Raw genomic sequence first — 20,838 nt, 5'->3', positions numbered from 1 at the left:
ACACATGATGATGTCGAAGGAATTCCCTCGCCGCCGCCTTCTCGCCGCCACGGCGCTTGGTGGCGCCAGCCTGGCACTGCCCGCCATCGCACAGAACAGCCTGCGCGGCAGCGGCAGTGTCATCGTGCATTTCGGCGGCGGCACCATGGGTGACGCGCAGCGCATCGCCTATTCGGACCCCTTCGAGCGCGAGACCGGGATCCGCGTGATCCACCAGGCGGGCGTCACCGCCGGTGTGCAGCGCGCCGCGATCCTGGCCGGCGCGCCGAAGCACGATGTCGCCAATATCTCCGGCGGCTCGATGGCGGCTTTCGAGCAGGACAGCCTGCTGCAGGCCATCGACTACGGCTTCTGGAGCGAGCGCGACCGGGCCGGCTACACCGTGGTCCCGACGGCACGGTTCTACGTCCCCGCCATGCTTTATTCCATGGTGATCGCCTTTGATACGCAGCGCGCCGGAACCCGTGCGCCGCAGAGCTGGGCCGATGTGTGGAACGCACGGGACTTCCCCGGTCGCCGCACCCTGGCAGCGGGTGCCAATGCCGCGGATGGCGCGAGCTATGAGATCGCGCTGCTCGCCGACGGCGTGAAGCCGGAGGACCTGTATCCGATCGATTGGGAACGCGCGCTGCGCAGCCTGGACCGGGTGCGGCCCGAGGTGGTGAAGTGGTGGGCCAATGGCGCGGAATCCGTCCAGCTCCAGGTCGATCGCCAGGCCACCATCGGCAGCGCATGGAACGGGCGCATCGACGGTGCGAACGACCAGGGCGCGCGGATCGGCAAGAGCTGGAACCAGGGCATCCTGCAATGGGCCGGCTGGGCCATTCCGCGCGGCGCCGCCAATGCGGAGAATGCCCAAAAGTACATCGCCTTCATGAGCCGGCCCGAGCCGCAGGCGCGGTTCTCCGACATCATCACATACGGGCCGACCAACGGGCTCGCCTTCAACCACATCTCCGCCGAGCGCGCGGCCTTGCTGCCCACGGCGCCCGCCGTGAAGGACCTGCAGATCGTGCAGAACTACACCTTCTGGAACGCGACGGATGCGACGGGGCAGACCGGGCTGCGCCGCGCCATCACGGAATGGGAGCGCTGGGTCACGGCCCGCCGGTGATCCGGGGCGCCGCATGAGCGGTTCGATGCGGGAAGCGCGCGGGCGGGTGGCGATGCTGCTGCCCGTGCTGCTGCTGTTGGCGGTCGGCTACCTCGCCCCCCTCGGCATGGTGGTATGGACAAGCCTGCACCGCGCCGGCCGGTTCGGCCTGGCCGCCTATGCGGAGATCTTCGGCCAGCCCATCTTCCTCGACATCTTCCTGCGCACGCTGTCCACGGCCTGCCTGGTCACGCTGATCTGTGCGGCGATCGGCTATCCCTTCGCCTATCTCATCGCCACGCGTGCGCAGCGATGGGCCGGGGTCATCATGGCGCTGGTCGCGGTGCCCTACCTGACCAGCATCCTGATCCGGTCCTATGCCTGGGTGGCCATCCTGGGCGGCGGCGGGCTGGTGAACCGGACGCTGATGTCCCTCGGGCTGATCGACGATCCGCTCCGCCTCGTCTTCAACAGTTTCGGCAGCTATGTCGGCATGGTCCAGATCCTGCTGCCGATGATGGTATTGCCGCTCTATGCCACCATGCGCCGGATCGACCCGGCGCTGCTGCGTGCCGGCGCCAGCCTGGGCGGGGGGGCCGCTTCGGTCTTCGCCACCGTCTTCCTGCCGCTGTCGCTGCCCGGCCTGGCGGCGGGTTCGGCGCTGGTGTTCCTCTCGGCACTCGGCTTCTACATCACGCCCGCGCTGCTGGGCGCACCGGGCGATTATCTGCTGGCCCAGGCGATCGAGGTGCGTGTCTCCACGCTGGCCGAATTCGACGTGGCCGCGGCGCTGTCCTGTCTTCTGCTGGCGCTGGCCGCCGCGCTGCTGATGCTGCTGCGCCGGCGCATCGTGCCGCTTGACGAGGACGGGCCGGCCACGCGGATCCGGGGTGCCGGTGCGGCGGGCCTGCGCCCCGGGCGCGGCGCGGGCTTGGCGCCCTTCGCGGCGCGGCTGGGCGAAGCGCTGGCACCTGTCGCCGTGCCGCTTCTCTGGGCGCATGGCATCGCGGTGATGGTCTTCCTGCTGGCGCCGATGGTGGTGGTGGTGGTCATCGCCTTCAGCAGCGCGCCCTACCTCGTCTTTCCGCCCCCGGGCTATTCCTGGCGCTGGTTCGTGGCCTTTTTCCAGGATTCGAACTGGCTGCAGGCCGGGTGGTTCAGCCTGTGGATTTCCGCCGCCGCCGCCGGAACGGCGCTGGCCGTGGGCACGCCCTTCGCCTTCGCCTTGGCGCGCGGGCGCTTCGGCGGGCGACGGCTGCTCTGGCTGCTGGCGGTATCGCCGATGATCCTGCCGCATATCGTCATCGGCCTCGGCCTGTTCTTCACCTTCGTCACCGTCGGATTGAACGGGCATCCGGCGAGCTTCTGGATCGCCTATGCGGTCACCGGCTTGCCGTATGTCGTGATCATCCTTGTCTCCGCCCTGGGGCGTTTCGACCGCGACATGGAACGTGCCGCGGCCAGCCTCGGCGCCGGGCCCATGACGGTCTTCCGCACGGTCACGCTGCCGCTCCTGGCGGCCTCCTTCGCGACCGCCTTCCTCTTCGCCTTCCTGAGCGGCTTCGACGACCTGATCATCGGGCTGTTCCTGAGTTCCCCGCGTGGCACCACCCTTGCGATCCGCATGTGGGAAGACATCCGGCTGGAAATCAGCCCCAAGACCGCGGTCGTCGGCGTGTTGCAACTCGCCGCCCTGCTGGTCTTCGTCGCATCGGGAGCACTGATGAAGGGGCGCGCACGCCGCGCCCACTGATTCGGAAGGGGGGAGGAAGATAGGGGCGCTGCAAGCTTCGGCGCGAACCATGCTAGGTGACCGCCATGCAGACCAAGCCCCCTATCCCCCTCGCCATCCTCGTCGGCATCCAGACGCCGGATGTCGATGACATCGCGCATGAAGCCAGCCTGGAGGAGCTGGGACGCCTGGTGAAGACCCTGGGCTACGAGGTGGTGGGCACGGTGTCGCAGCGCCGCGAAGGCACCGGCGCGGGGTCGCTGCTGGGCAGCGGCAAGCTGGCGGAACTGGCGGCGCTCACGGGCGGCACCGGCCTGGTCGGCTCGATGGCACCGCCGCCGAAATCCAAGGCCCGGCTGCGGTTCGACGGGGCCGCCGAGGCGACGCCCACCCCGGCGCCCGATGGCGACGCGGCCCGCAAGCCCGAGTTCGTCATCGTCGACCATGAGCTGTCGCCCAGCCAGATCCGCAACCTGGAACGCGCCACCGGCGCCCAGGTGCTCGACCGCACCGGGGTCATCGTCGAGATCTTCCACCGCCACGCCAATACGCGTGAGGCGAAGTTGCAAGTGGAGATGGCGCGCCTGAAATACGTGGCGCCCCGCCTGCGGGAATCCTCGGGCGGCGGCGGACGGCAACAGGGGCCGGGCGCGGGCGAAAGCACGCTCGACCTCGACCGCCGCAAGATCCGCGACCGGCTTGCGGAGTTGAAGGATCAGTTGGAAGCGGTGCAGCGCGACAGCGACCAGCGCCGCTCCGCCCGGCGCGACCAGTTGCGGGTGGCGCTGGTCGGCTACACCAACGCGGGCAAGTCATCCCTGATGCGGGCGCTGACCGGCAGCCAGGTGCTGGTGGAGGACAAGCTCTTCGCCACCCTCGACACCACCGTCCGCACCCTGCAGCCGGAGACCAGGCCCCGCGTGCTCGTCTCCGACACGGTCGGCTTCATCAAGCAATTGCCGCACGACCTGGTCGCCTCCTTCCGCTCCACCCTGGCGGAGGCGCTGGAGGCCTCGCTGCTGCTGTTCGTCGTCGACGCGTCGGACCCGACCTATGAGGCGCAGTTGGAGGTGAGCCGCAGCGTGCTGCGCGAGATCGGGGCGGATGTGGTGCCGTCCCGCCTGGTCTTGAACAAGATGGACCGGGTGGTCGCCGCCGGGCGCGCCGCCCTGATCGAGAAACATCCCGACGCGATCCTGCTGTCCGCCCACGCGCCCGAGGATGTGAGCGCGCTGCGGGACACCATCATCGCATTCTTCGAGGCGGCGATGGTGGAGGATGTGCTGGTGCTGCCCTATGCCAAACAAGGGTTGATCGGCGAGGTCTATGACAGCGCGCGGGTCTTGTCCGAGGATTACGACGAAACCGGCCGGGTGCTGAAGGTCCGCGGCCTGCCCGGCGCCATCACGCGGCTGCGACGGAGCCTTGCCGCGAACTGAGGCTGCGCGGCCAGGGGCGACATCCGGCGCTGCCTCCGCTCAGCCGCGCAGCGGAATCGGGTTCGGCGCGGCGAAATGGCAGGCGGCACTCTGGCCATCGGCCACCGCGCGCAGCGCCGGCCGCTCCACCCGGCAGACCGGTTGCGCCAGCGGGCAGCGTGTCTGGAAGCTGCATCCCGGCGGCACGCGCGATGGGCTCGGCACATCGCCCTCCAGCACGATGCGCTGGCGCGGCGCATCGGGATCCGGCTCCGGCACGGCGGAAAGCAGGGCCTGGGTATAGGGATGCTGCGGCGCGTCGTAGATCTGGCGCTTGGGCCCGATCTCCACCACCCGCCCCAGATACATCACCACCACCCGATCCGCGATGTGCCTGACCACGGCCAGGTCATGCGCGATGAACAGGTAGGAAAAGCCTTTCGCCGATTGCAGGTCCTGCAACAGGTTGACGATCTGCGCCTGCACCGAGACATCCAGCGCCGAAACCGGCTCATCCGCCACGATGAATTTCGGATCGGCGGCGATGGCGCGCGCGATGCCGATGCGCTGGCGCTGCCCACCGGAAAAACTGCGCGGGTAGCGATCCATGGCGGAGGGCGACAGCCCGACCTGATGCAGCAAGGCCGCCACCTGGTCGCGCCCGCCGCGCTTGAGCAAGCCAAAAACCTCCAGCGGTTCGGCCACGATCTGGGCCACGGTGCGGCGTGGGCTCAGCGAACCGAAAGGGTCCTGGAACACCATCTGCGCATGCCGGCGGATATCCCGCAGCGCGCGATGCGACAGCGTGCCGATCGCCGTCCCCTCGAAGAACACCTGCCCGTCGCTGGGTTCGATCAGGCGCAGCAGAAGCCGGCCGAGCGTCGATTTGCCACAGCCGGATTCACCGACGACCGCCACCGTCTCGCCATAGCCGATGCTGAAACTGACGCCATCCACCGCCCGCACCCCGGCGGCAGCGCGCAGAAACGGCAGCCGCGCGGCACCATCGAAGGTTTTCCCGAGGTTTTCCGCGCGCAGCAGCGGCTCGGTCATGGCGCCGTGACCCAGCAGGCGGCGCGATGCCCGTCGCCGAGCACGGTCAGCGGCGGCATCTCACTCGCACAGCGCGCGACGTGCAGGTCGCAGCGGGCGAGGAACGGGCACCCCGCCGTGACCTGGCCCGGCAGCGGCACTGACCCGGGAATCTGATGCAGCCGGTGCCGATCATCGTGCAGCCGCGGGATGGCTTGCAACAACCCGCGCGTATAGGGGTGCGCGGCCTGGCGGAAGATGCTGTGCACGGCGCCTTCTTCCACCACGCGGCTCGCATACATCACCACCACGCGCTCGCACATCTCGGCGATCACGCCGAGGTCATGGGAGATCAGCAGGATCGCGGTATTGGTCGCGGCCCGGATGCGCGCCATCAGCGCCAGCACCTGGGCCTGGATGGTGACGTCCAGCGCCGTCGTGGGCTCGTCCGCGATCAGCAGTTTCGGATTGCAGGCCAGCGCCATGGCGATCATCACGCGCTGGCGCATGCCGCCGGAGAATTGATGCGGATAGGCGCCGAGCCGACCCTCGGCATCCGGAATCCCGACCAGCCCCAGCAATTCGATCACCCGCGCCCGGCGCGCGGTGCGGCTGAGGGGCTGGTGCAGCAGGATCGCCTCCGCCACCTGGTCGCCGATGGTCATCAGCGGGTTCAGCGAACTCATCGGTTCCTGGAAGATCATGGCGATGTCGCGGCCGCGGATCTCCGGCATGCGGTCGGCCGGCAGGCGCAGCAGGTCCACGCCCTCGAATTCCACGCTGCCCGCGACGATCCGCCCCGGCGCCGCGATCAGCCGCAAAATGGACAGGGCCGTGACGGATTTGCCGGAGCCGGATTCCCCCACCAGCCCGACCGCGCCCCCGGCTTCGACGGCGAAGCTGACGCCATCGACGGCACGCACCGGCCGATCCTTCGGCCCGAAGGCGACCGTCAGGTCCTGGATGCGCAGCAGGCTCATCCAGCGGTATCCGGATCGAGCAGGTCGCGCAGCGCATCGCCCAGCACGTTGAAGGCCAGCACGACCACGGTGATGGCGAACCCCGCCCCGATGATCGGCCAGGGCGAGCCGAAGATATTGCCCAGCCCATCGCGAATGATGTTGCCCCAGCTTGGATTGGGCGGCTGGGTGCCAAGACCGAGGAAACTCAGCGAGGCCTCCAGCCTGATGGCCGAGGCGACCCACAGCGTCGAAAGCACCACGATCGGCGCCGAAATGTTCGGCAGCACATGCCGAAGGATGATCTTCCCGGTCCCCAACCCGACCGCGACCGAGGCTTCGATATAGGGTTCCTGCCGAACGGCCAGCGTCGAGGACCGCGCCACGCGGGCGAAGCCCGGCACGAAGGCGATGGCGATCACCATCACCACATTCCAGAACCCGCCGCCCAGCGCGGCCGAGATCATGATCGCCAGCAGCAATTCCGGAAACGCCAGCAGCAGGTCGATGACCCGGCTGATGACACGATCCATCCAGCCGCCGAAATACCCCGCCATGACCCCGAGCGTGGTGCCGACAACAGCCGCCAGGGTCGGCGAGATCAACCCGAAGATCAGCGAATTGCGCGCGCCATACAGCAGCCGCGAGAGCACGTCGCGGCCGAACTGGTCGGTGCCGAGCCAATGCTCCATCGAGGGATACTGGTTGATGCGCAAATAGCTCTGCGCCAGTGGATCGTAGGGCGCGATCACGGGTGCCAGCAGCGCCACCGTGATGAAACACAACACCACCAGCAGTGCTGCGATCGTCGTGGGCTTGGCGAAGAGCAGTCGAAACCCGACGAAGCGCGGTTCAACCGGCGCCAGTTCCAGGCTCATGCCTTCACCCGGATACGCGGGTCCACGACGATATAGGCGAGGTCCACGAGAAGATTCACGAAGACCACGAAGAAGGCGAAGATCACGACCCCACCCTGGATGACGGGATAGTCGCGCTTGGCGATGGCGCTGATCAGCATCTCGCCGATGCCAGGCCGGTTGAAGATCAACTCGATGGCGACCGAGCCCGACAGCGTCGCCAGCAGACTGAGCCCCAGACCCGTGGTGACCGGCAGCAGCGCGTTGCGCAGCGCGTGGCGGTAGATGACGCGTGTCTCCCGTGCGCCCTTGGCGCGTGCCGTGCGCACATAATCGCGGCCCAGCACCTCCAGCAGCGACGTCCGGGTCAGGCGGCCGAGGAAGGCGGATTTCACCATGGCCAGCGTCAAGGCCGGCAGGAAGGCGTGATACAGGCGGTCCCAAAACCCCTCGCCGCCGCCATTGATCGGAAACCAGCCAAGGTTCAGCGCGAAGACGATCAGCATCAGCGCACCCAGATAGAAATCCGGGATGGCGTAGCCGATCAGCGAGAAGACCCGCACGCCACTATCCGGCCATCCGCCGCGATTCACCGCGGCCAGCACGCCAAGCGGCACGCCCGCCGCCAACCCCATCGCCGTGGCGAGCAAGGTCAGCTCGATCGTGAAGGGCAGGTTCTCCGCGATCAGTTGCACCACCGGCTGCTGCGTGATCATGGAGGCGCCGAAATCCAAGGTCAGCATGTTCCACAGAAAGGCGAAGAACTGCTGCCAGACCGGCACGTCCAGCCCCATCTGGCGGCGGAACAGCGCCAGTTGCTCCGGCGTCGCGTAATCGCCCAGCACCACCAGCGCCGGATCGCCCGGCAGCAGCCGCAGCGTGACGAACATCAGCGTCAGCACCAGCAACACCGTCGGCACGGCGTCCAGCAGGCGCGCCGCGATGGTCCTAAACACGCCTGGCCCTGTTCAGCGGCCAGTAGGCGTAGCCGGACTTCACCGGAAAGCCGATGTCCACCCGCGGATTGCGCGCGATGACGTAGGACAGCGTGACGATGCCCAGCAGCGGCAGGTCGCGCAGCACCTGCTTTTCGATATCCTGCATCAGGCCCGTGCGTTTCTCGAAATCCGGCTCGTCCTGCGCTTCTTCGATCAACGCATCGATGCCCGGAATCGCGACGCCGTAGTGGCTGTAGTTCTCGCCGCCGGAGCCATCCGCCTTCACCTCGGCCGGGGACACCAGTTGCTGCAACAGCGGCTGCGTCGGCACCGGCGGATAGCTGGAGGAATACAGCGCCATCGCATTGCGATCCTTGCGGTTCTCCGCATGCATGGTGGCGTGGTCGATGACCTGCATCTGCAGGTTGATGCCGGCGGCACGTAGCTGTTCCTGGATGATCAGCATGATCGCGGCATAGTCTTCGCGCTGGCTGGTGAAGCAGGGAATGGTGACACCATTCGGGAAGCCGGCTTCCGCCAACAGCGCCCGCGCGCGCCGCGGATCCGGCGCGTAGCGCAACTCCGGCGGCAATTGCTCCTTGGTCACCGAACCCGCGAATTGCGGCGCGATGACCCCGACCATCGGCACCGACAGGCCGGAAAACGCCGATGCGATCTGGTCGTTGTTGATGGCAAAGCGGATCGCCTGCCGCACCTTCAGGTTGTTCAGCGGCGCCCGCGTCAGGTTCAGGTGCAGCGTGTTGAAACTGCCCGGTGCCGTGGCGTCGAAGATGCTGCTGGGCGAGCGCTGCCGCATGGTCGGAATCCAGCCCGGCGCGCGCACCCCCTCGATCATGTCCACCTGGCCCGACGCGAAGGCCAGCGTCCGCGCCGTGGTATCCGCGATGAAGGCAATGCGGATCAGCGGGGAAGCGGCCACGCCGGCGAAATGCTGCGGGAATGCTGAAAGCAATATGCCTTGTGTCGGACTGACACTTTCCACCTGATAGGCGCCGGTCCCGATGGGATCGAGGTTGAAGCGCGCGCCGCGTTCCTCAAATGCCTTCTTGCACAGGATGGAGGCGCCGGCCGTGGTCGCGACGCTGCCATTGAACAGCGGGTCCGGCCGCTTCAACAGGAAGCGGATGGTGTAGCGATCCGGCGCCTCGACCGACGCGATGTTGGAGAAGAGCGCTTTCTGGTTGGTGACGATGGCGGGATCGAGATGGCGGGAGAAGGTGAAGAGCACATCCTCCGACGTCATCTCGCCATGGCCCTTGTGGAACTGCACCCCCTGCCGCAGCCGATAGGTCCAGGTCTTCGCGTCACCGCTGCTTTCCCATGACGCGGCGAGGTTCGGCTGGAAATCCTGCGGGCGTATCGCGAAGGTGCCGTCCTCCGCTTTCACCAACTGGTCGAAGACCTGGCGGATCCCCCAATTGTCCCCCCCGGTCGGCCCCGGCTGCTGCGGGTTCAGCGTCGTCGGCGCGCGGGACGCCAGGGCGATGGTGATCGGCCCCGTCTGTCCGAGCGCCGGCGCCGCCGAGGCCAGGCCGAGCGAGGCCGCGCCCAATCCCAATTGCCTGCGGGAGATGGTCATGTCGTTCTTCCCCGTATTGCCCAGAACCTCTTGCCGGATTCCTGGTCTCAGACCGCGAGTGGGATGGTACGTCGCCGCAGTTCCGCCGCGTCATATTCCATGCCGAGGCCCGGGGTGGTCGGCAGCGTGAACAGCCCCTCCACCGGCTCCGACGGGTTCTTGAACACCTTGCCCACACGCTCCCAATTGTCGGCAAGCTCCACCGGCTTGGCCAGGTGCATGATGGTCGAGAGCAGGTGCAGATTGGCCAGGTGCCCGATCGATGGCTGGGTCTGGTGCGGCACCAGTTCCACGCCATGCGCATGGGCCAGTGCCGCGCATTGCATCATGCCGGTGATGCCGCCCATCTTGGTGATGTCGGGCTGCACCATCCTGACGCCGGCATTGATCAGGTCCTTCACGCCCTGCAGCGTATAGGTCTGCTCCCCGGCCGAGACCGTGATGTCGAGGCGCTGCGCCACCTCGCCCATCGCCGACACATGATAGTGCTGCACCGGTTCCTCGAACCAGGTGAAGCCCAGATCTTCCAGCGCCCGGCCGACCCGCATGGCACCGCCGATGGAATAGCCGTTGTTGGCATCGAAGCCGAGCATGAAGCCATCGCCCAGCGCCTTGCGCACGGCCTTCGCCTTGGCGATGTCGCCGGCGATATCGACGTCCACCTTGGTACGGTCGCCATCCCAGCGGATCTTCACGGCGGCCGGCTTTTCCCTGGCGACCCGCTTCTCGACGATCTTCACGACCTCATCGACCGTGCGCCAGGCATTGCCGCCGATCGAGGCGTAGCAGGTCAGGCTGGTTCGCCACGCCCCGCCCAGCAGCTTGTGCACGGGCTGGGCCAGCAGCTTGCCCTTCAGGTCCCACAACGCGATGTCGAGTGCCGCCAGCGCGCCGGACAGCGCGCCATCGGGGCCGAGCTTGATGCATTTGTGGAAAAGGGTTTCCAGGATGACGGTGTGATCCAGGGCATCCTTGCCGATCATCAGCGGCGCCAGGTGCCGGGCGATGATCACCAGCGACGCAAGCCCGCCCTCCATCGGCGAGGCCTCGCCCATGCCGAACAGCCCGTCCTCCGTCTCGATCCGCACGAAGGCGCTTCGGCCACCCTTCTGGCCGGGCTCGCTCCAGTCCACCTGGAACGCCTCTATTTTTGTTATTTTCATGGACGCCCCGCCGTGAACGCGACGACCGATCGTAGCAAATTGTCGCCGGCGCGCGGTAACTAAGCCATTCCCTCCCAGCGAAGACAAGGCCCTTGCACCCCACCCGGCCGGGGTCGTGCGGCATGCGCCAGGTCCAGGCCAAGCACCCGCCACCCGATCCTGGCCCAGGGTGTATGGCGCAGGAATACGCCAAGCTCCCCGACTGGCCGGAACTGCCGGCACGCTTTGACTCCGATGCGGCGCCGGTGCGCCTGGACGGGCCGCGGCCTTTGGCCGATCGTGACGCCGCAAGCATGCCGCGCCGGCGCCAGACGATGGGCGACCGAGGCATCAAGGCCGAATGGCCGAAGCGAAGGATCGCCGCGCGGCGGCCACGGAGAACCACCTGTCGTGACCACGGGAACCATCATCGCCTATGTGTCCTGCGCGGGCAGCCGGGAGATCCGATCCTTTCGCCTGGACCCCGGAAGCGGCACGCTGACGCCGCACGGCACCACCGCCGTGCCCGGCGAGGGTGGGCCATCCCCATCGAACATGCCGCTCGCACGAAACGCAGGCGGTACGATGCTTTACGCCGCGGTGCGATGCGAGCCCTTCACCGTCAGCACGTTCGCGATCGACCGCAACAGCGGTGCGCTGACGGCGATCGCGATCGCGCCGCTGCCCGCGCCGCTGGCCTATCTTTCGGTCGCGGCGGGGGGCCGGCTGCTGCTCGGCGCCTCCTACATGCATGACAAGCTGACGGTCAGCGATGTCGGCCCGGACGGCGCCTGTACGACCGCGCCGCGGCAGGTCATCCCGACCGAGCCCAAGGCGCATTGCATCATCCCGGGCCGCGATGGCCGGACGATCTATGCGACAACCGTGGATGGAAATGCGATCCTGGTGTTTCGGCTCGACCCGGCCAGCATGATCCTGCTGCCGGCCGATCCGCCGGCGATCGACTGCCAGCCGGGCGCAGGCCCGCGGCACCTCGCGCAACATCCCGTGCTGGATGTGCTCTACGGCATCAACGAGACCGGCGGCACGATCGCTGCCTTCGCCGCCGACCGCGATACGGGTGCGTTGCGGACGCTGCAGTATGAAAGCCTGATGCCGCCCGGTTTCACCGGCAATGCGCGCGCCGCGGATCTGCACCTGACCCCCGACGGCCGCTTCGCCTTTGCCAGCGTGCGCAGCACCAACGTGATCGGCGGCTTCCGCCTGGATCCCCAAAGCGGCCGCATGACCGCGTTGGGGACGCTGGAGGTCGTCGGCTCGCCGCGCGGCTTCGCCATCGCGGCGCAAGGCCGCTTCTTGCTCTGCGCCAGCCAGGCCGAGAATGTCGTGGCGGTCTACGCGATCGACCAGGACACCGGTGCATTGACCCTGCGCGGCAAGGTCGATGCGCCGGCGGACCCAAGCTGGATCGAGGTCGTGACCCTGGGCTGACCGACCTCACGCAGAGTCCCGACGGCTTCGGCCTCGTTATCGACGACACGCCGTGGACGGACCACCTGGCGATCGCGCAGACCCCGCCGCGTCGACGCCCGGCCCGTGGCTGCCGTCATGCCGCCGCCCGTCAATCCGCCGTCACGCCGGCCTCGCGGATCAGCCGGCCCCAGCGCGGCACCTCCGACTGGATCAGCGCGGCAAAGGCGGCCGGCGTGCCCGGTGCCGGCTCGGCGCCCTCCTGCTGCAGCCTTGCCGCGACCGCAGGTGCGGCAAGGCTCGCATTCATCTCCGCGTTCAGGCGATCGATGATGCCGGCGGGCGTGCCGGCGGGCGCGGCGACGCCATACCAGGGCACCACGTTGAAGCCGGGCGACACGGTCTCGGACACGGTCGGCAGTTCCGGCGCGGATGCGGCGCGGCGCCCGCTGGAAACGCCAAGCGCGCGCAGCAGGCCCTGCCGCACCAGCGGCATCACCGTCGGCACACCACCGGTCGTCGCATCGACATGGCCCGCCGTCAGGTCGGTCAGCGCCTGCGCGAGCCCGCGATAGGGCACGTGCTCGATCTCCACCCCGGTCGCGCTGAGGAAGGCCAGCATGACGACATGCGCGGCACTGCCATTGCCGGCGGAGCAGTAGCGCAGCTTGCCCGGATTGGCGCGCGCATAGTCGACCAGCGACTTGAGGTCCTGAAACGGCAGCTTCGGGTTGATCGCAATGACATTCGGCACATTGGCGATCAGCCCGACCGGCGCGAAGTCGCGGATGGGGTCGTAGGGCAGGCGCGGATAGATGGCGACATTGACCGCCAGCGTGCCGATATGGCCGAGCAGCAGCGTATAGCCATCCGGCGCGGCGCGGGCCACCGCTTCGGAGCCCACTGCGCCGCCGGCGCCGGGCCGGTTCTCGACCACCACGGGCTTGCCGAGCCGGGGGGCAAGCTGGTCAGCAATGGCGCGGCCGAGTGAATCATTGGCGGCCCCCGGCGGAAAGGGGACGATCAGCCTGATGGGCCGGTTGGGCCATTCTTCCTGCGCGATGGAGGGGGCGGCCAGCAGGGCGGTGGCGCCGCCCAAAAGGAAACGGCGCTTCACGAAGCGATCGCCTTGTTGCCGAGCAACCGCGCCTGCGCGGCCTCGTCATAGCCGATCTCGGACAGAATCTCCGCCGCATGCTCGCCGAGCCGTGGCGCGAGGCGGGAGGGCGGCAGGCCCGACCCCGAATAGCGATTGGCGTGTCGCAGTCCCAACATGATGTCCTCCTGTTCTTTTTCTTCTGTCAGCACGCCGGAACCGCGCAGTTGCGGGTCGTCCAGCAGCGTTTCCAACGTATGATAGGGCATCGCCGGCACGTCGTGGCAACGCAGCGCCTCCAGCCATTCGGCGGTGGTGCGGGTGGCCATCACCTCGGCGCGCAGGCCGAAATAGGCCGCGACGTTCCTCAGCCTGGCGGAGACGGTGCGGAAGCGGGGATCCTCGGCAAGCTCCGGACGCCCGATCGCGGCGAAGAAGCCGCGTGCCTGGCCATCGGTATTGGCGGAAACGCAGATATAGCCGTCCAGCGTCTTCAGCGGCCGCGCATCGGGCGTCATGATCCGCGGGTCGCCCATGGTGCCGTCCGGGTCGAAGGTGCGCTGGCCCAGGTGTTCCGACAGCACGAAGGCGGCGGCGTTCTCGAACATCGGCACTTCGATCGCCTGGCCCTGGCCGCTGCTCGCCCGGGCCACCAGTGCGGCGCAGATGGATTGCGCGGCCAGGATGCCGACGATGTGGTCGGTCAGCACGAAGGGGGCGAAGCGCGGCTCGCCCGACACCGCCGCCAGGCAGGCGGCGACGCCGGACAGGCCCTGGATGATGGTGTCGTAGGCCGGCGCCCCGTCATACGGGCCGCCGGAGCCGAAGCCCGAGATGGTGCAATACACCAGCCGCGCGTTGATCGCCGACAGATCCGCCCAGGCGAGACCCAGCGAGGCCAGCGCCCGCGGCCGCATGTTGCTGATGAAGACATCTGAGGTCTCGGCAAGCCGCAGCATCGCCTGCCTGCCCTCCGGCGACTTCAGGTCGAGCGTGATGGACCGCTTGTTCCGATTGAAATGCATGAACTTGGGCGACATCCCCGGCATGCCTGCCGGCGCCGTGCCACCCAGGCGGCGCATCAGGTCGCCCTCCGGCGGCTCTACCTTGATGACGTCGGCGCCCTGTTCGGCAAGGATCAGCGTCGCGGTCGGGCCGACGATGACGCCCGTCGCATCCAGCACCCGGATGCCGGCGAGCGGTCCGCGCTTGCCGGTCAAGAACCGGCCCCCGCTTCGGCCTGGGCAATGATCTTGCCCTTGTCGTCGACCGCCCAGAGCGACAGGCGCCCATCCGCCTCCCGCACGCAGCGCAATTCGCCCTTGCGATTGACGAAGAACGGACTGGCGTTGCGCACGAAAAGCCGGCCGATCCGGCCCCCAGGCAGGTTGCGCTTGGCCAGTTCGCAGAGCCGCAGCGCGGTCAGCCCGCCATTCACGACCAGGTCGGGATAGCCTTCCTCCGACGTGGTGTAGTCGCTGTCGTAGTGGATGCGGTGGCCGTTGAAGGTGATGGCGGAATAGCGGAACAGCGTCACCTTGTCCGGCGCGTAGATTTCGCTGTCATCCGGTTCGGGCAAGGCGGGCGGCGGCTCGACCGGGGCCGTCACGGCGCCCTTGGATGCCTCCGCGCGATAGACGATGTCGTGTTCCTCGGCGATCGCTGGCACGCCATCGGCCTCGATCACATGGTCGACGCGGACAAAGACCATCTGGCCGCTGCGGCCGGTTTTTGGCGTCACCGCGGCGATGGTGGAGGTGCGGCGCAGTGCCGCGCCGATGGTGATCGGGGCGAGGAAGCGGATACGCCGCCCAGCGAACATGCGGCGCGGCAGCGGCACCGGCGGCAGGAAGTCGCCCTTGCGCGGATGCCCGTCCGGCCCGATCTGCGATTGCGGGGTGATCGGCACGAAGAAGGCGGCGTGCCAGCCTTCCGGCAGGATCGTACCGGTGACATGGCGGCCAGGGTCGCGATCCAGCAGGGCGGCGAGCCGGCGGACCATCGTCGCGGCCGCCTCGTCCTCCACGACCTCGCTGCGGCCAATCCAGCGCTGCAAAGCGTCGCCATCCACCTTCGTATCGGGCATGCGTTTCCTCCGTTGCCGCATTGTCCCGAGCGGCCCGACTGCGTCCAATGCAATGAGATGACCGGGCGATGCGTCTGGTGCATCATCCGGCGCATGTATCTGGACCTGCCTGGGCTCGACGCCTTCATCGCCGTCGCCGATCTCGGCTCCTTCCGCCGTGCCGCGGCAAGGCTCGGGATCAGCCAACCCGCCCTCACCCGCCGGCTGCAGCGGCTGGAGGGGATCGTGGGGCAGGAGTTGCTGCTGCGCCGCGGCCAGCCGGTGCGGCTGACCCAGGCCGGCGCCACGCTGCTGCCGGAGGCGCATGCAGCGCTGGCCCGGCTGCAGGATGCCATGCGCCGCGCCGGCGACCGGGACACCAGCCAGACGGTCGAACTCGGCTGCCTGCCGACGCTTGCCGTGCGCTATCTCGGCCCCCTGCTGGCGCGCCATCGCAGCCGCTGGCGGGGCGGCGAGGTCACGGTGCATGACAGTTCCGCCACCGAGATCCGCGCCCTGCTGGAAGGCAACCGCATCGACTTCGCCCTAGCCTCGATCGGCTCGGAGCGCTGGGACGTGGAGCGCCAGGTGTTGTTCGAGGAACCCTTCTTCCTGGTCTGCCCCCGCGGTCACACACTCGCGCTGCGCGAAGCGGTATCCTGGGAGGAATTGCGGCAGGAGCCGCTGATCTCGATCGGCCCGCTCAGCGAAAACCGCCGCCTGGTGGAGGCGGCACTGGCGGAGGCGCGCGTGGTCGCGCCATGGCGCATCGAGGTGCGCCACCTGTCCACGGCGGTCGCCCTGGTCGCGGCCGGCGCGGGGCTGACGGCGCTGCCCGCGTCGGCGATTCCGCCCGATGCCAGCAACGAGGTCGTGCCGGTGCCGCTGGTGGGGCCGGCCCTGACGCGGACCGTGGGCCTGCTGAGCCGCCGGGAGCGGCGGCTGTCACCCGCGGCAAGCAGCCTGATGGACGACATCGTCGCAACGCTTGGGTGCGCGACCGGGCCGTGGCGATCCCCTGTCTGAACGAGGTGGGGAGCACCGCCGCCAGCATGGGGCACCGCGTCCTCGCGGCGCTACGCGCTCAAGCAGGTCGGCAGGACCGTCTCCAACGCCATGTCGCGGTCGGCACGCAGGTGTTCGCGCATCAGCGCCTCGGCCTTTGCGCCATCCCGCGCCAGGATCGCCGCGATGATCCCGCCATGTTCCTCCAGCGCGCGCGGCGCGCGGCCATGGCGCAGGGTCATCAGGCCGAACCGGTGCACCTGGTCACCAAGTTGGTTCATGAACGTCACAAGCCGCGCGTTGCGCGTCAGCGCGATGATCTGGACGTGCAGCCCGACGGAGGCCTCATAGGCCGCCTGAAGGCGCCCGGCGGCGAAATGGGCCTGCGCCACGGCGTGATCGGCCGAAAGGGTCTGCGCATCCGCCGCGGTCACATGCTCGGCCGCGAGGCGCGCGGCGAAGCATTCGAGCTGCTCGCGCAACTGGTACACCTCGATGATGTCCTGCACCGACGGCTCCGACACCACGACGCCCCGCTGCGGCAGGATGCGGACCAGCCCGCCGGCCGCAAGCTCGCGCAGGGCCTCGCGGATCGGCGTCCGGCTGATGCCAAGCTCCTCCGCGATCTGGTTCTCCGAAAGCAGGCTGCCGGGTGGATAACGCAGATCGAGGATGCGCTCCCGGATCGTGTCGAGCGCCTGCTCCCGCAGGTTGCCGGCCGGCTTACGCGTGCGTCCCATGGGTCAGTCTACGTCGCACATATTGGCCTGTCCCCACGGCGGTATCGTCGAACGCGCCGTCACGCAGGACGAAGCGGCCGCGCACAAGTGTGTGGATCACACGCCCGGTCAACGCCCAACCCTCATAGATCGAGTATCCGGCCGAACTCACGACCGAATCCCGTGTGACCGTCCAGCGCGCGGCGGGGTCCACGATGGCAAAGTCTGCATCCATGCCCGGTGCGATGACGCCCTTGGCGTGGTCGAGCCCCATGGCGCGCGCCGGATTGCCCGCCGTCAGCGCCGCGATGCGCGCAAGGCTGAGGCCGCGCTTGGCAAAGCCTTCGCTCAACAGGACGGGCAGCATCGTCTCCATCCCCGGGCAGCCGGGCGATGCGGTCCAGATGCCGCCATCCTTCGACGTGATGTCGCGATGCACGTGATCGGTCGCGACGGTGTCGATGCTGCCGTCAATCAGCCCGCGCCAGAGCGCTTCGCGATCAGTGGCCTCGCGCAACGGCGGGTTGATCTTGCCGATGGTGCCGCCCGGCCAGGTGACGTCATGTGTCAGGTAATGCGGGCAGGTCTCGACGAAGACGCGAGCGCCCGCCGCACGTTGGCGCAAAGCGGCATCGAGCGCCTCGGCCGACGACGTGTGCACGACGTAGAGCGGTGCGCCGGTGGTCTTCGCGACATAGGCCGCGCGCTGCACCGCGTCGGCCTCGACGAAGGGCGGGCGCGTGGCGTTCCAGGTCGCCAGCCCTCCCCTACCCTCCGGATCCGCGCGCAGCACGCGTTCGCGCAGCACCCAGGCCATCTCGATCGTCTCGGGATGCGGGCAGACCATGCCGCCATGCGCCGCCGCGGCCTCGCACAGCCGCAGCAGGAATCCGTCGTCGATATCGGGCAGGCCGAGGCGCTTCCCCTCGCCACCCCGGTTGTTCATGAAGATCTTGAAGCTCGGCGCGCCCCAGTCGCGGATGCAGGCCTCGACCTCGGCGAGTTGCTCCTCCGTCGAGATGATCGGGTGGTAGCCGAAATCGATCCGGGCGCCGGCCGCGGTCACGGCGATCACATCGCCGAGGATCGCCGCGAACGGTTCCGTCGCCATCAGGTAGGGAATGAAGCAGGTGATCCCGCCGGCCGCGGCCGCGGCCGACTCCCGGTCGGCATCGCCCGGCACCCGCGGGCGGGAGATGTCCTTGCCGTGGCCGAGATGCAGATGCGCGTCGATCGCGCCCGGCAGCACGGCCAGGCCGCTCAGCGACACCCGTTCCCGCGCCGGGATGTCCGTCCCCGGCGCGAGCAGCGCCGCGATACGCCCGCCCTCGACCGCGATGTCGCAGGCGGTGGGTTCGGCGGCGCCGGGCAGCACCACCCTCGCACCGGTCAGGAGCAGGTCGCAGGCCATGGCCGTCACCCCGCCGCCGGCAGCGCCCGCAGCGCGGCCGCGCATTCCTCGGTGCTCATCACGTCGGCGTATTTGGAGGCCATGTCGAACAGGTTCACGGCGTGCGACACCCGGCTACGGTCGTAGACCGCATCATGCGGGACAACGACCTTGAAGTTGTAGGCGAAGCCATCGACCACCGAACCGCGCACGCAGCCGCTCGTGGTGCAACCGGTGACGACGAGCGTGTCGGCGCCAAGATCGATCAGGTAACTGGCGAGCGGCGTGCCGAAGAAGGCGCTGGGATGCTTCTTCGGCAGCAGGATGTCCTTCGGCTGCGGGCGGATCTCCTCGACGAAGTCGTAGCCGTTGCGTGCCACGGTCATCAGGGCCGGCACCTTCTCGGCCAAGCGTCCCTGGTCGAAGCTCTCCTTCGGCGAGACATGCGGGTAGAGCACCGGCCAGCCGCGCGCCCGAAACAGCGTGAGCAGCGTCTCGATGCGGTGCACCGCCGCCCAGCCCACATCGCCGCAGGAGGTCGGGAATTCCTTGATCGCCTCCCAGAACGGCATCGGGCGCGTGCCGACCGTGCGGTACTGGACGTCGATGATCAGCAGTGCCGGTCGCCGCCCGAGCCCGGAGGTGCGGCCGAAGCCTGCCGCGCCATAGGCCTTCTGCTCCTCGTCCGGAATGATGCCGTCCCAGGGTTTCATCTGCGCCCTCCGATCCAAATCCGCTGATGTGGTAGCGGGAGAGCGGGCTGCCACACAAGTGGGATCCCAGTCTGTTGACAGCGTCGATGGCGCGGAATGATATGCGCCGGTGTCCTGCCACGGGGCGCGCAGCCGCATCATATTCGCAGGAGCACACCCCATGAGGATACCGCTCTCACGCCGCGCAGTGCTGGGCGCCGGCGCCACCTTTGCCATGGCCGCACCCGCCCTTGCCTTCCCGGACCAGCCCGTCCGCATCGTCGTGCCCTGGAATGCCGGCGGCGCGACCGACGTCATCTCGCGCGCCCTGGCAACCGCCATGGGCCCGCTGCTCGGCCAACCCGTGGTCGTCGACAACCGTCCCGGCGCCAACGGCGCCGTCGGTGCACAGGCCGTCGCCAGCGCGCGGCCGGACGGGCACACGCTCTTCGTCGCCAGTGCCGAGACGCATTCGGTCAACCCGCTGGTCTACTCGCGCCTTACCTACGATCCGGTCGCGGGCTTCGAACCGATCACCGTCTTCGCGAATGGGCCCTTCGCCCTCGTCGTCCGCTCGGGGCTCGGGACGGATTCGCTCGATGCCTTCGTCAATCTCGCGCGGAGCCGCCCGGGCCAACTGACCTACGCGTCCTGGGGCATCGGGTCGACATCGCAGCTTGCCGCGGCAAGCGTGATCCAGCGCGCCGGGCTGGATCTGCTGCATGTGCCCTACACGGGGGCGGCCCCGGCCTATACGGCCCTCGTGGCGGCCCAGGTTGACGCCATGTTCATGAACGCGGGACCGGCCGAGGCGCTGGCGCGCGATGGGCGCGTCAAGATCCTGGGCATCGGCTCGGCCGAACGCGTGCCGCTGTTGCCCGCCGTGCCGACCCTGCGGGAACTCGGCATGCCGCTCGACGCCGCGAACTGGTTCGCCCTGCTCGCCCCGGCCCGCACACCGCCCGCGGTCGTGGCGCGCATCGCCACCGCCTCGTCGGAGGCCCTGCGCACGCCGGCGGTGCAGGAGGTTTTCCGTGCCCAGGGCATCCTCCCTGTCGGGATGTCGCCCGAGGAGACGCGCGCCTTTATCGCCGCCGATCGGGAAAGCCTGGGCGTGGTCGTGCGCAGCCTCAATATCCGCCTGGACTAAGGATCGCCCGACCGGGAGGCAGGCAGCCCGTTTGGCGGCTCCCTGCCTCCCTCGGTTGGTCAGCCGGCTGTGTGGGGAACATGACGTCACCACCACCATTGTAACCGTTCCAGCCCGCCTTGCGGTATTCCGCCTCGCGGCTGGCAATGTTCACCGGCATATGGCGCGTCAGAATGTTCGCCGCGTGCGAGACGCGGGTCGCGTCGGTGCGGACCGTCACGATCGTGCCGCCACGCCGAATGCCCTCGGCATGGACATGGGCGTCCTTCTCATCGACGCCACCCTCCGTCAGCAGGCCAAGCAGCCCGCCAGCACCGGTCGCCATGTCCGCGTAGTTGCCGACGATGCGAATTTCTTCATTGGTGAAGCCCGTCGCCTCAAGGTCGCGCACCGCGGCAATGGCGTCACTATGGGTGTCGAACAGGCTGGTGTGCGTTCGAATGCTCATGGTCTGACTCCTGTTCTCGGGCGTGGTGTCGCTCTCCGGCCGCGGCGAGCGCGCCGAGAAGCACCAGGACG

At 68.5% G+C, this 20,838-nt stretch carries 19 protein-coding genes; 6 read left to right on the top strand and 13 right to left on the bottom strand.

From position 1 onward, the window contains the following. Positions 1–4: 4 nt before the first annotated feature. From ACQW02_RS07180 to hflX, 3 genes are all read left to right on the top strand, one after another. Positions 5–1,114 (top strand): extracellular solute-binding protein, encoded by a 1,110-nt coding sequence (locus tag ACQW02_RS07180; RefSeq protein WP_431284581.1) that lies wholly within the window; start codon positions 5–7, stop codon positions 1,112–1,114. Positions 1,115–1,127: 13 nt separating this feature from the next. Beyond that, on the top strand, positions 1,128–2,846 hold the full coding sequence (locus ACQW02_RS07175) for an ABC transporter permease subunit (protein ID WP_431284580.1): 1,719 nt from the start codon (positions 1,128–1,130) through the stop codon (positions 2,844–2,846). Positions 2,847–2,911: 65 nt separating this feature from the next. Continuing rightward, positions 2,912–4,264 (top strand): GTPase HflX, encoded by a 1,353-nt coding sequence (hflX, locus tag ACQW02_RS07170; protein WP_431284579.1) that lies wholly within the window; start codon positions 2,912–2,914, stop codon positions 4,262–4,264. 39 nt (positions 4,265–4,303) lie between these two features. On the opposite strand, the gene ACQW02_RS07165 is transcribed toward hflX, so the two are convergent. The 6 genes from ACQW02_RS07165 to ACQW02_RS07140 are packed head-to-tail and all read right to left on the bottom strand — an operon-like array spanning position 4,304 to position 10,792. Continuing rightward, positions 4,304–5,296 carry an ABC transporter ATP-binding protein gene (locus ACQW02_RS07165; protein ID WP_431284578.1) on the bottom strand — a complete coding sequence of 331 codons (993 nt, stop codon included), beginning with the start codon at positions 5,294–5,296 and terminating at the stop codon, positions 4,304–4,306. Then, complete coding sequence (locus tag ACQW02_RS07160; protein ID WP_431284577.1) at positions 5,293–6,255, bottom strand: ABC transporter ATP-binding protein; 963 nt, start codon at positions 6,253–6,255, stop codon at positions 5,293–5,295. The genes ACQW02_RS07165 and ACQW02_RS07160 overlap by 4 nt, the downstream gene beginning before the upstream one ends. Beyond that, on the bottom strand, positions 6,252–7,112 hold the full coding sequence (locus tag ACQW02_RS07155) for an ABC transporter permease (protein WP_431284576.1): 861 nt from the start codon (positions 7,110–7,112) through the stop codon (positions 6,252–6,254). The genes ACQW02_RS07160 and ACQW02_RS07155 overlap by 4 nt, the downstream gene beginning before the upstream one ends. After that, positions 7,109–8,047, bottom strand: a complete 939-nt coding sequence (locus ACQW02_RS07150) for an ABC transporter permease (protein ID WP_431284575.1) — start codon at positions 8,045–8,047, stop codon at positions 7,109–7,111. Before ACQW02_RS07150 ends, ACQW02_RS07155 begins: the two co-directional genes overlap by 4 nt. Beyond that, entirely contained in the window at positions 8,040–9,629 is a 1,590-nt protein-coding gene (locus ACQW02_RS07145; RefSeq protein WP_431284574.1) for an ABC transporter substrate-binding protein, read from the bottom strand. The genes ACQW02_RS07150 and ACQW02_RS07145 overlap by 8 nt, the downstream gene beginning before the upstream one ends. Positions 9,630–9,676: 47 nt before the next feature. Next, complete coding sequence (locus ACQW02_RS07140; protein ID WP_431284573.1) at positions 9,677–10,792, bottom strand: mandelate racemase/muconate lactonizing enzyme family protein; 1,116 nt, start codon at positions 10,790–10,792, stop codon at positions 9,677–9,679. Positions 10,793–11,182: 390 nt separating this feature from the next. On the opposite strand from ACQW02_RS07140, the gene ACQW02_RS07135 reads away from it, so the two are divergent. Then, the gene (locus ACQW02_RS07135; RefSeq protein WP_431284572.1) at positions 11,183–12,223 is read left to right on the top strand and encodes a lactonase family protein; all 1,041 of its coding nucleotides are present in this window, start codon (positions 11,183–11,185) and stop codon (positions 12,221–12,223) included. A gap of 130 nt (positions 12,224–12,353) precedes the next feature. Here ACQW02_RS07135 and ACQW02_RS07130 read toward each other — a convergent pair whose 3' ends face one another. The 3 genes from ACQW02_RS07130 to ACQW02_RS07120 are packed head-to-tail and all read right to left on the bottom strand — an operon-like array spanning position 12,354 to position 15,384. Further along, positions 12,354–13,319, bottom strand: a complete 966-nt coding sequence (locus tag ACQW02_RS07130; RefSeq protein ID WP_431284571.1) for a Bug family tripartite tricarboxylate transporter substrate binding protein — start codon at positions 13,317–13,319, stop codon at positions 12,354–12,356. Further along, positions 13,316–14,518 carry a CaiB/BaiF CoA transferase family protein gene (locus ACQW02_RS07125; RefSeq protein WP_431284570.1) on the bottom strand — a complete coding sequence of 401 codons (1,203 nt, stop codon included), beginning with the start codon at positions 14,516–14,518 and terminating at the stop codon, positions 13,316–13,318. The genes ACQW02_RS07130 and ACQW02_RS07125 overlap by 4 nt, the downstream gene beginning before the upstream one ends. Continuing rightward, positions 14,515–15,384 (bottom strand): FAS1-like dehydratase domain-containing protein, encoded by an 870-nt coding sequence (locus tag ACQW02_RS07120; protein WP_431284569.1) that lies wholly within the window; start codon positions 15,382–15,384, stop codon positions 14,515–14,517. The genes ACQW02_RS07125 and ACQW02_RS07120 overlap by 4 nt, the downstream gene beginning before the upstream one ends. A 57-nt stretch (positions 15,385–15,441) precedes the next feature. Here ACQW02_RS07120 and ACQW02_RS07115 point away from each other — a divergent pair, with 57 nt between their 5' ends. After that, positions 15,442–16,389: a LysR family transcriptional regulator gene (locus ACQW02_RS07115; protein WP_431284568.1), complete on the top strand. Its 948-nt coding sequence runs from the start codon at positions 15,442–15,444 to the stop codon at positions 16,387–16,389. Between the two features lie 50 nt (positions 16,390–16,439). On the opposite strand, the gene ACQW02_RS07110 is transcribed toward ACQW02_RS07115, so the two are convergent. Genes ACQW02_RS07110 through ACQW02_RS07100 form a run of 3 tightly spaced genes read right to left on the bottom strand, consistent with a single transcriptional unit; the run spans position 16,440 to position 19,190 of the window. Further along, on the bottom strand, positions 16,440–17,108 hold the full coding sequence (locus tag ACQW02_RS07110) for a GntR family transcriptional regulator (protein ID WP_431284567.1): 669 nt from the start codon (positions 17,106–17,108) through the stop codon (positions 16,440–16,442). Beyond that, positions 17,092–18,543, bottom strand: coding sequence for a dihydroorotase (locus ACQW02_RS07105; RefSeq protein WP_431284566.1), 1,452 nt, complete (start codon positions 18,541–18,543; stop codon positions 17,092–17,094). The genes ACQW02_RS07110 and ACQW02_RS07105 overlap by 17 nt, the downstream gene beginning before the upstream one ends. After that, positions 18,504–19,190, bottom strand: a complete 687-nt coding sequence (locus ACQW02_RS07100; RefSeq protein ID WP_431284565.1) for an isochorismatase family protein — start codon at positions 19,188–19,190, stop codon at positions 18,504–18,506. The genes ACQW02_RS07105 and ACQW02_RS07100 overlap by 40 nt, the downstream gene beginning before the upstream one ends. 160 nt (positions 19,191–19,350) lie before the next feature. On the opposite strand from ACQW02_RS07100, the gene ACQW02_RS07095 reads away from it, so the two are divergent. After that, the gene (locus ACQW02_RS07095) at positions 19,351–20,319 is read left to right on the top strand and encodes a Bug family tripartite tricarboxylate transporter substrate binding protein (RefSeq protein WP_431284564.1); all 969 of its coding nucleotides are present in this window, start codon (positions 19,351–19,353) and stop codon (positions 20,317–20,319) included. Here the strand turns inward: ACQW02_RS07095 and ACQW02_RS07090 are convergent. Beyond that, positions 20,300–20,767, bottom strand: coding sequence for a hypothetical protein (locus ACQW02_RS07090; RefSeq protein ID WP_431284563.1), 468 nt, complete (start codon positions 20,765–20,767; stop codon positions 20,300–20,302). The genes ACQW02_RS07095 and ACQW02_RS07090 overlap by 20 nt on opposite strands. Positions 20,768–20,838: the final 71 nt, after the last annotated feature.

It is taken from the genome of Humitalea sp. 24SJ18S-53 (assembly GCF_050632385.1).
In the GTDB taxonomy this organism is placed as follows: domain Bacteria; phylum Pseudomonadota; class Alphaproteobacteria; order Acetobacterales; family Acetobacteraceae; genus Humitalea.
The sequence above is the reverse complement of the archived record's forward strand: the minus strand, read 5'-3'. Positions and strand labels throughout refer to the sequence as shown.

Bases quoted from the DNA above. Each gene is read 5' to 3' on its own strand.
- ACQW02_RS07180 (WP_431284581.1), top strand. From the start codon at position 5: ATGATGATGTCGAAGGAATTCCCTCGCCGCCGCCTTCTCGCCGCCACG.
- ACQW02_RS07175 (WP_431284580.1), top strand. From the start codon at position 1,128: ATGAGCGGTTCGATGCGGGAAGCGCGCGGGCGGGTGGCGATGCTGCTG.
- hflX (WP_431284579.1), top strand. From the start codon at position 2,912: ATGCAGACCAAGCCCCCTATCCCCCTCGCCATCCTCGTCGGCATCCAG.
- ACQW02_RS07165 (WP_431284578.1), bottom strand. From the start codon at position 5,296: ATGACCGAGCCGCTGCTGCGCGCGGAAAACCTCGGGAAAACCTTCGAT.
- ACQW02_RS07160 (WP_431284577.1), bottom strand. From the start codon at position 6,255: ATGAGCCTGCTGCGCATCCAGGACCTGACGGTCGCCTTCGGGCCGAAG.
- ACQW02_RS07155 (WP_431284576.1), bottom strand. From the start codon at position 7,112: ATGAGCCTGGAACTGGCGCCGGTTGAACCGCGCTTCGTCGGGTTTCGA.
- ACQW02_RS07145 (WP_431284574.1), bottom strand. From the start codon at position 9,629: ATGACCATCTCCCGCAGGCAATTGGGATTGGGCGCGGCCTCGCTCGGC.
- ACQW02_RS07140 (WP_431284573.1), bottom strand. From the start codon at position 10,792: ATGAAAATAACAAAAATAGAGGCGTTCCAGGTGGACTGGAGCGAGCCC.
- ACQW02_RS07120 (WP_431284569.1), bottom strand. From the start codon at position 15,384: ATGCCCGATACGAAGGTGGATGGCGACGCTTTGCAGCGCTGGATTGGC.
- ACQW02_RS07115 (WP_431284568.1), top strand. From the start codon at position 15,442: ATGACCGGGCGATGCGTCTGGTGCATCATCCGGCGCATGTATCTGGAC.
- ACQW02_RS07110 (WP_431284567.1), bottom strand. From the start codon at position 17,108: ATGGGACGCACGCGTAAGCCGGCCGGCAACCTGCGGGAGCAGGCGCTC.
- ACQW02_RS07105 (WP_431284566.1), bottom strand. From the start codon at position 18,543: ATGCGCGGCCGCGCTGCGGGCGCTGCCGGCGGCGGGGTGACGGCCATG.
- ACQW02_RS07100 (WP_431284565.1), bottom strand. From the start codon at position 19,190: ATGAAACCCTGGGACGGCATCATTCCGGACGAGGAGCAGAAGGCCTAT.
- ACQW02_RS07095 (WP_431284564.1), top strand. From the start codon at position 19,351: ATGAGGATACCGCTCTCACGCCGCGCAGTGCTGGGCGCCGGCGCCACC.
- ACQW02_RS07090 (WP_431284563.1), bottom strand. From the start codon at position 20,767: ATGAGCATTCGAACGCACACCAGCCTGTTCGACACCCATAGTGACGCC.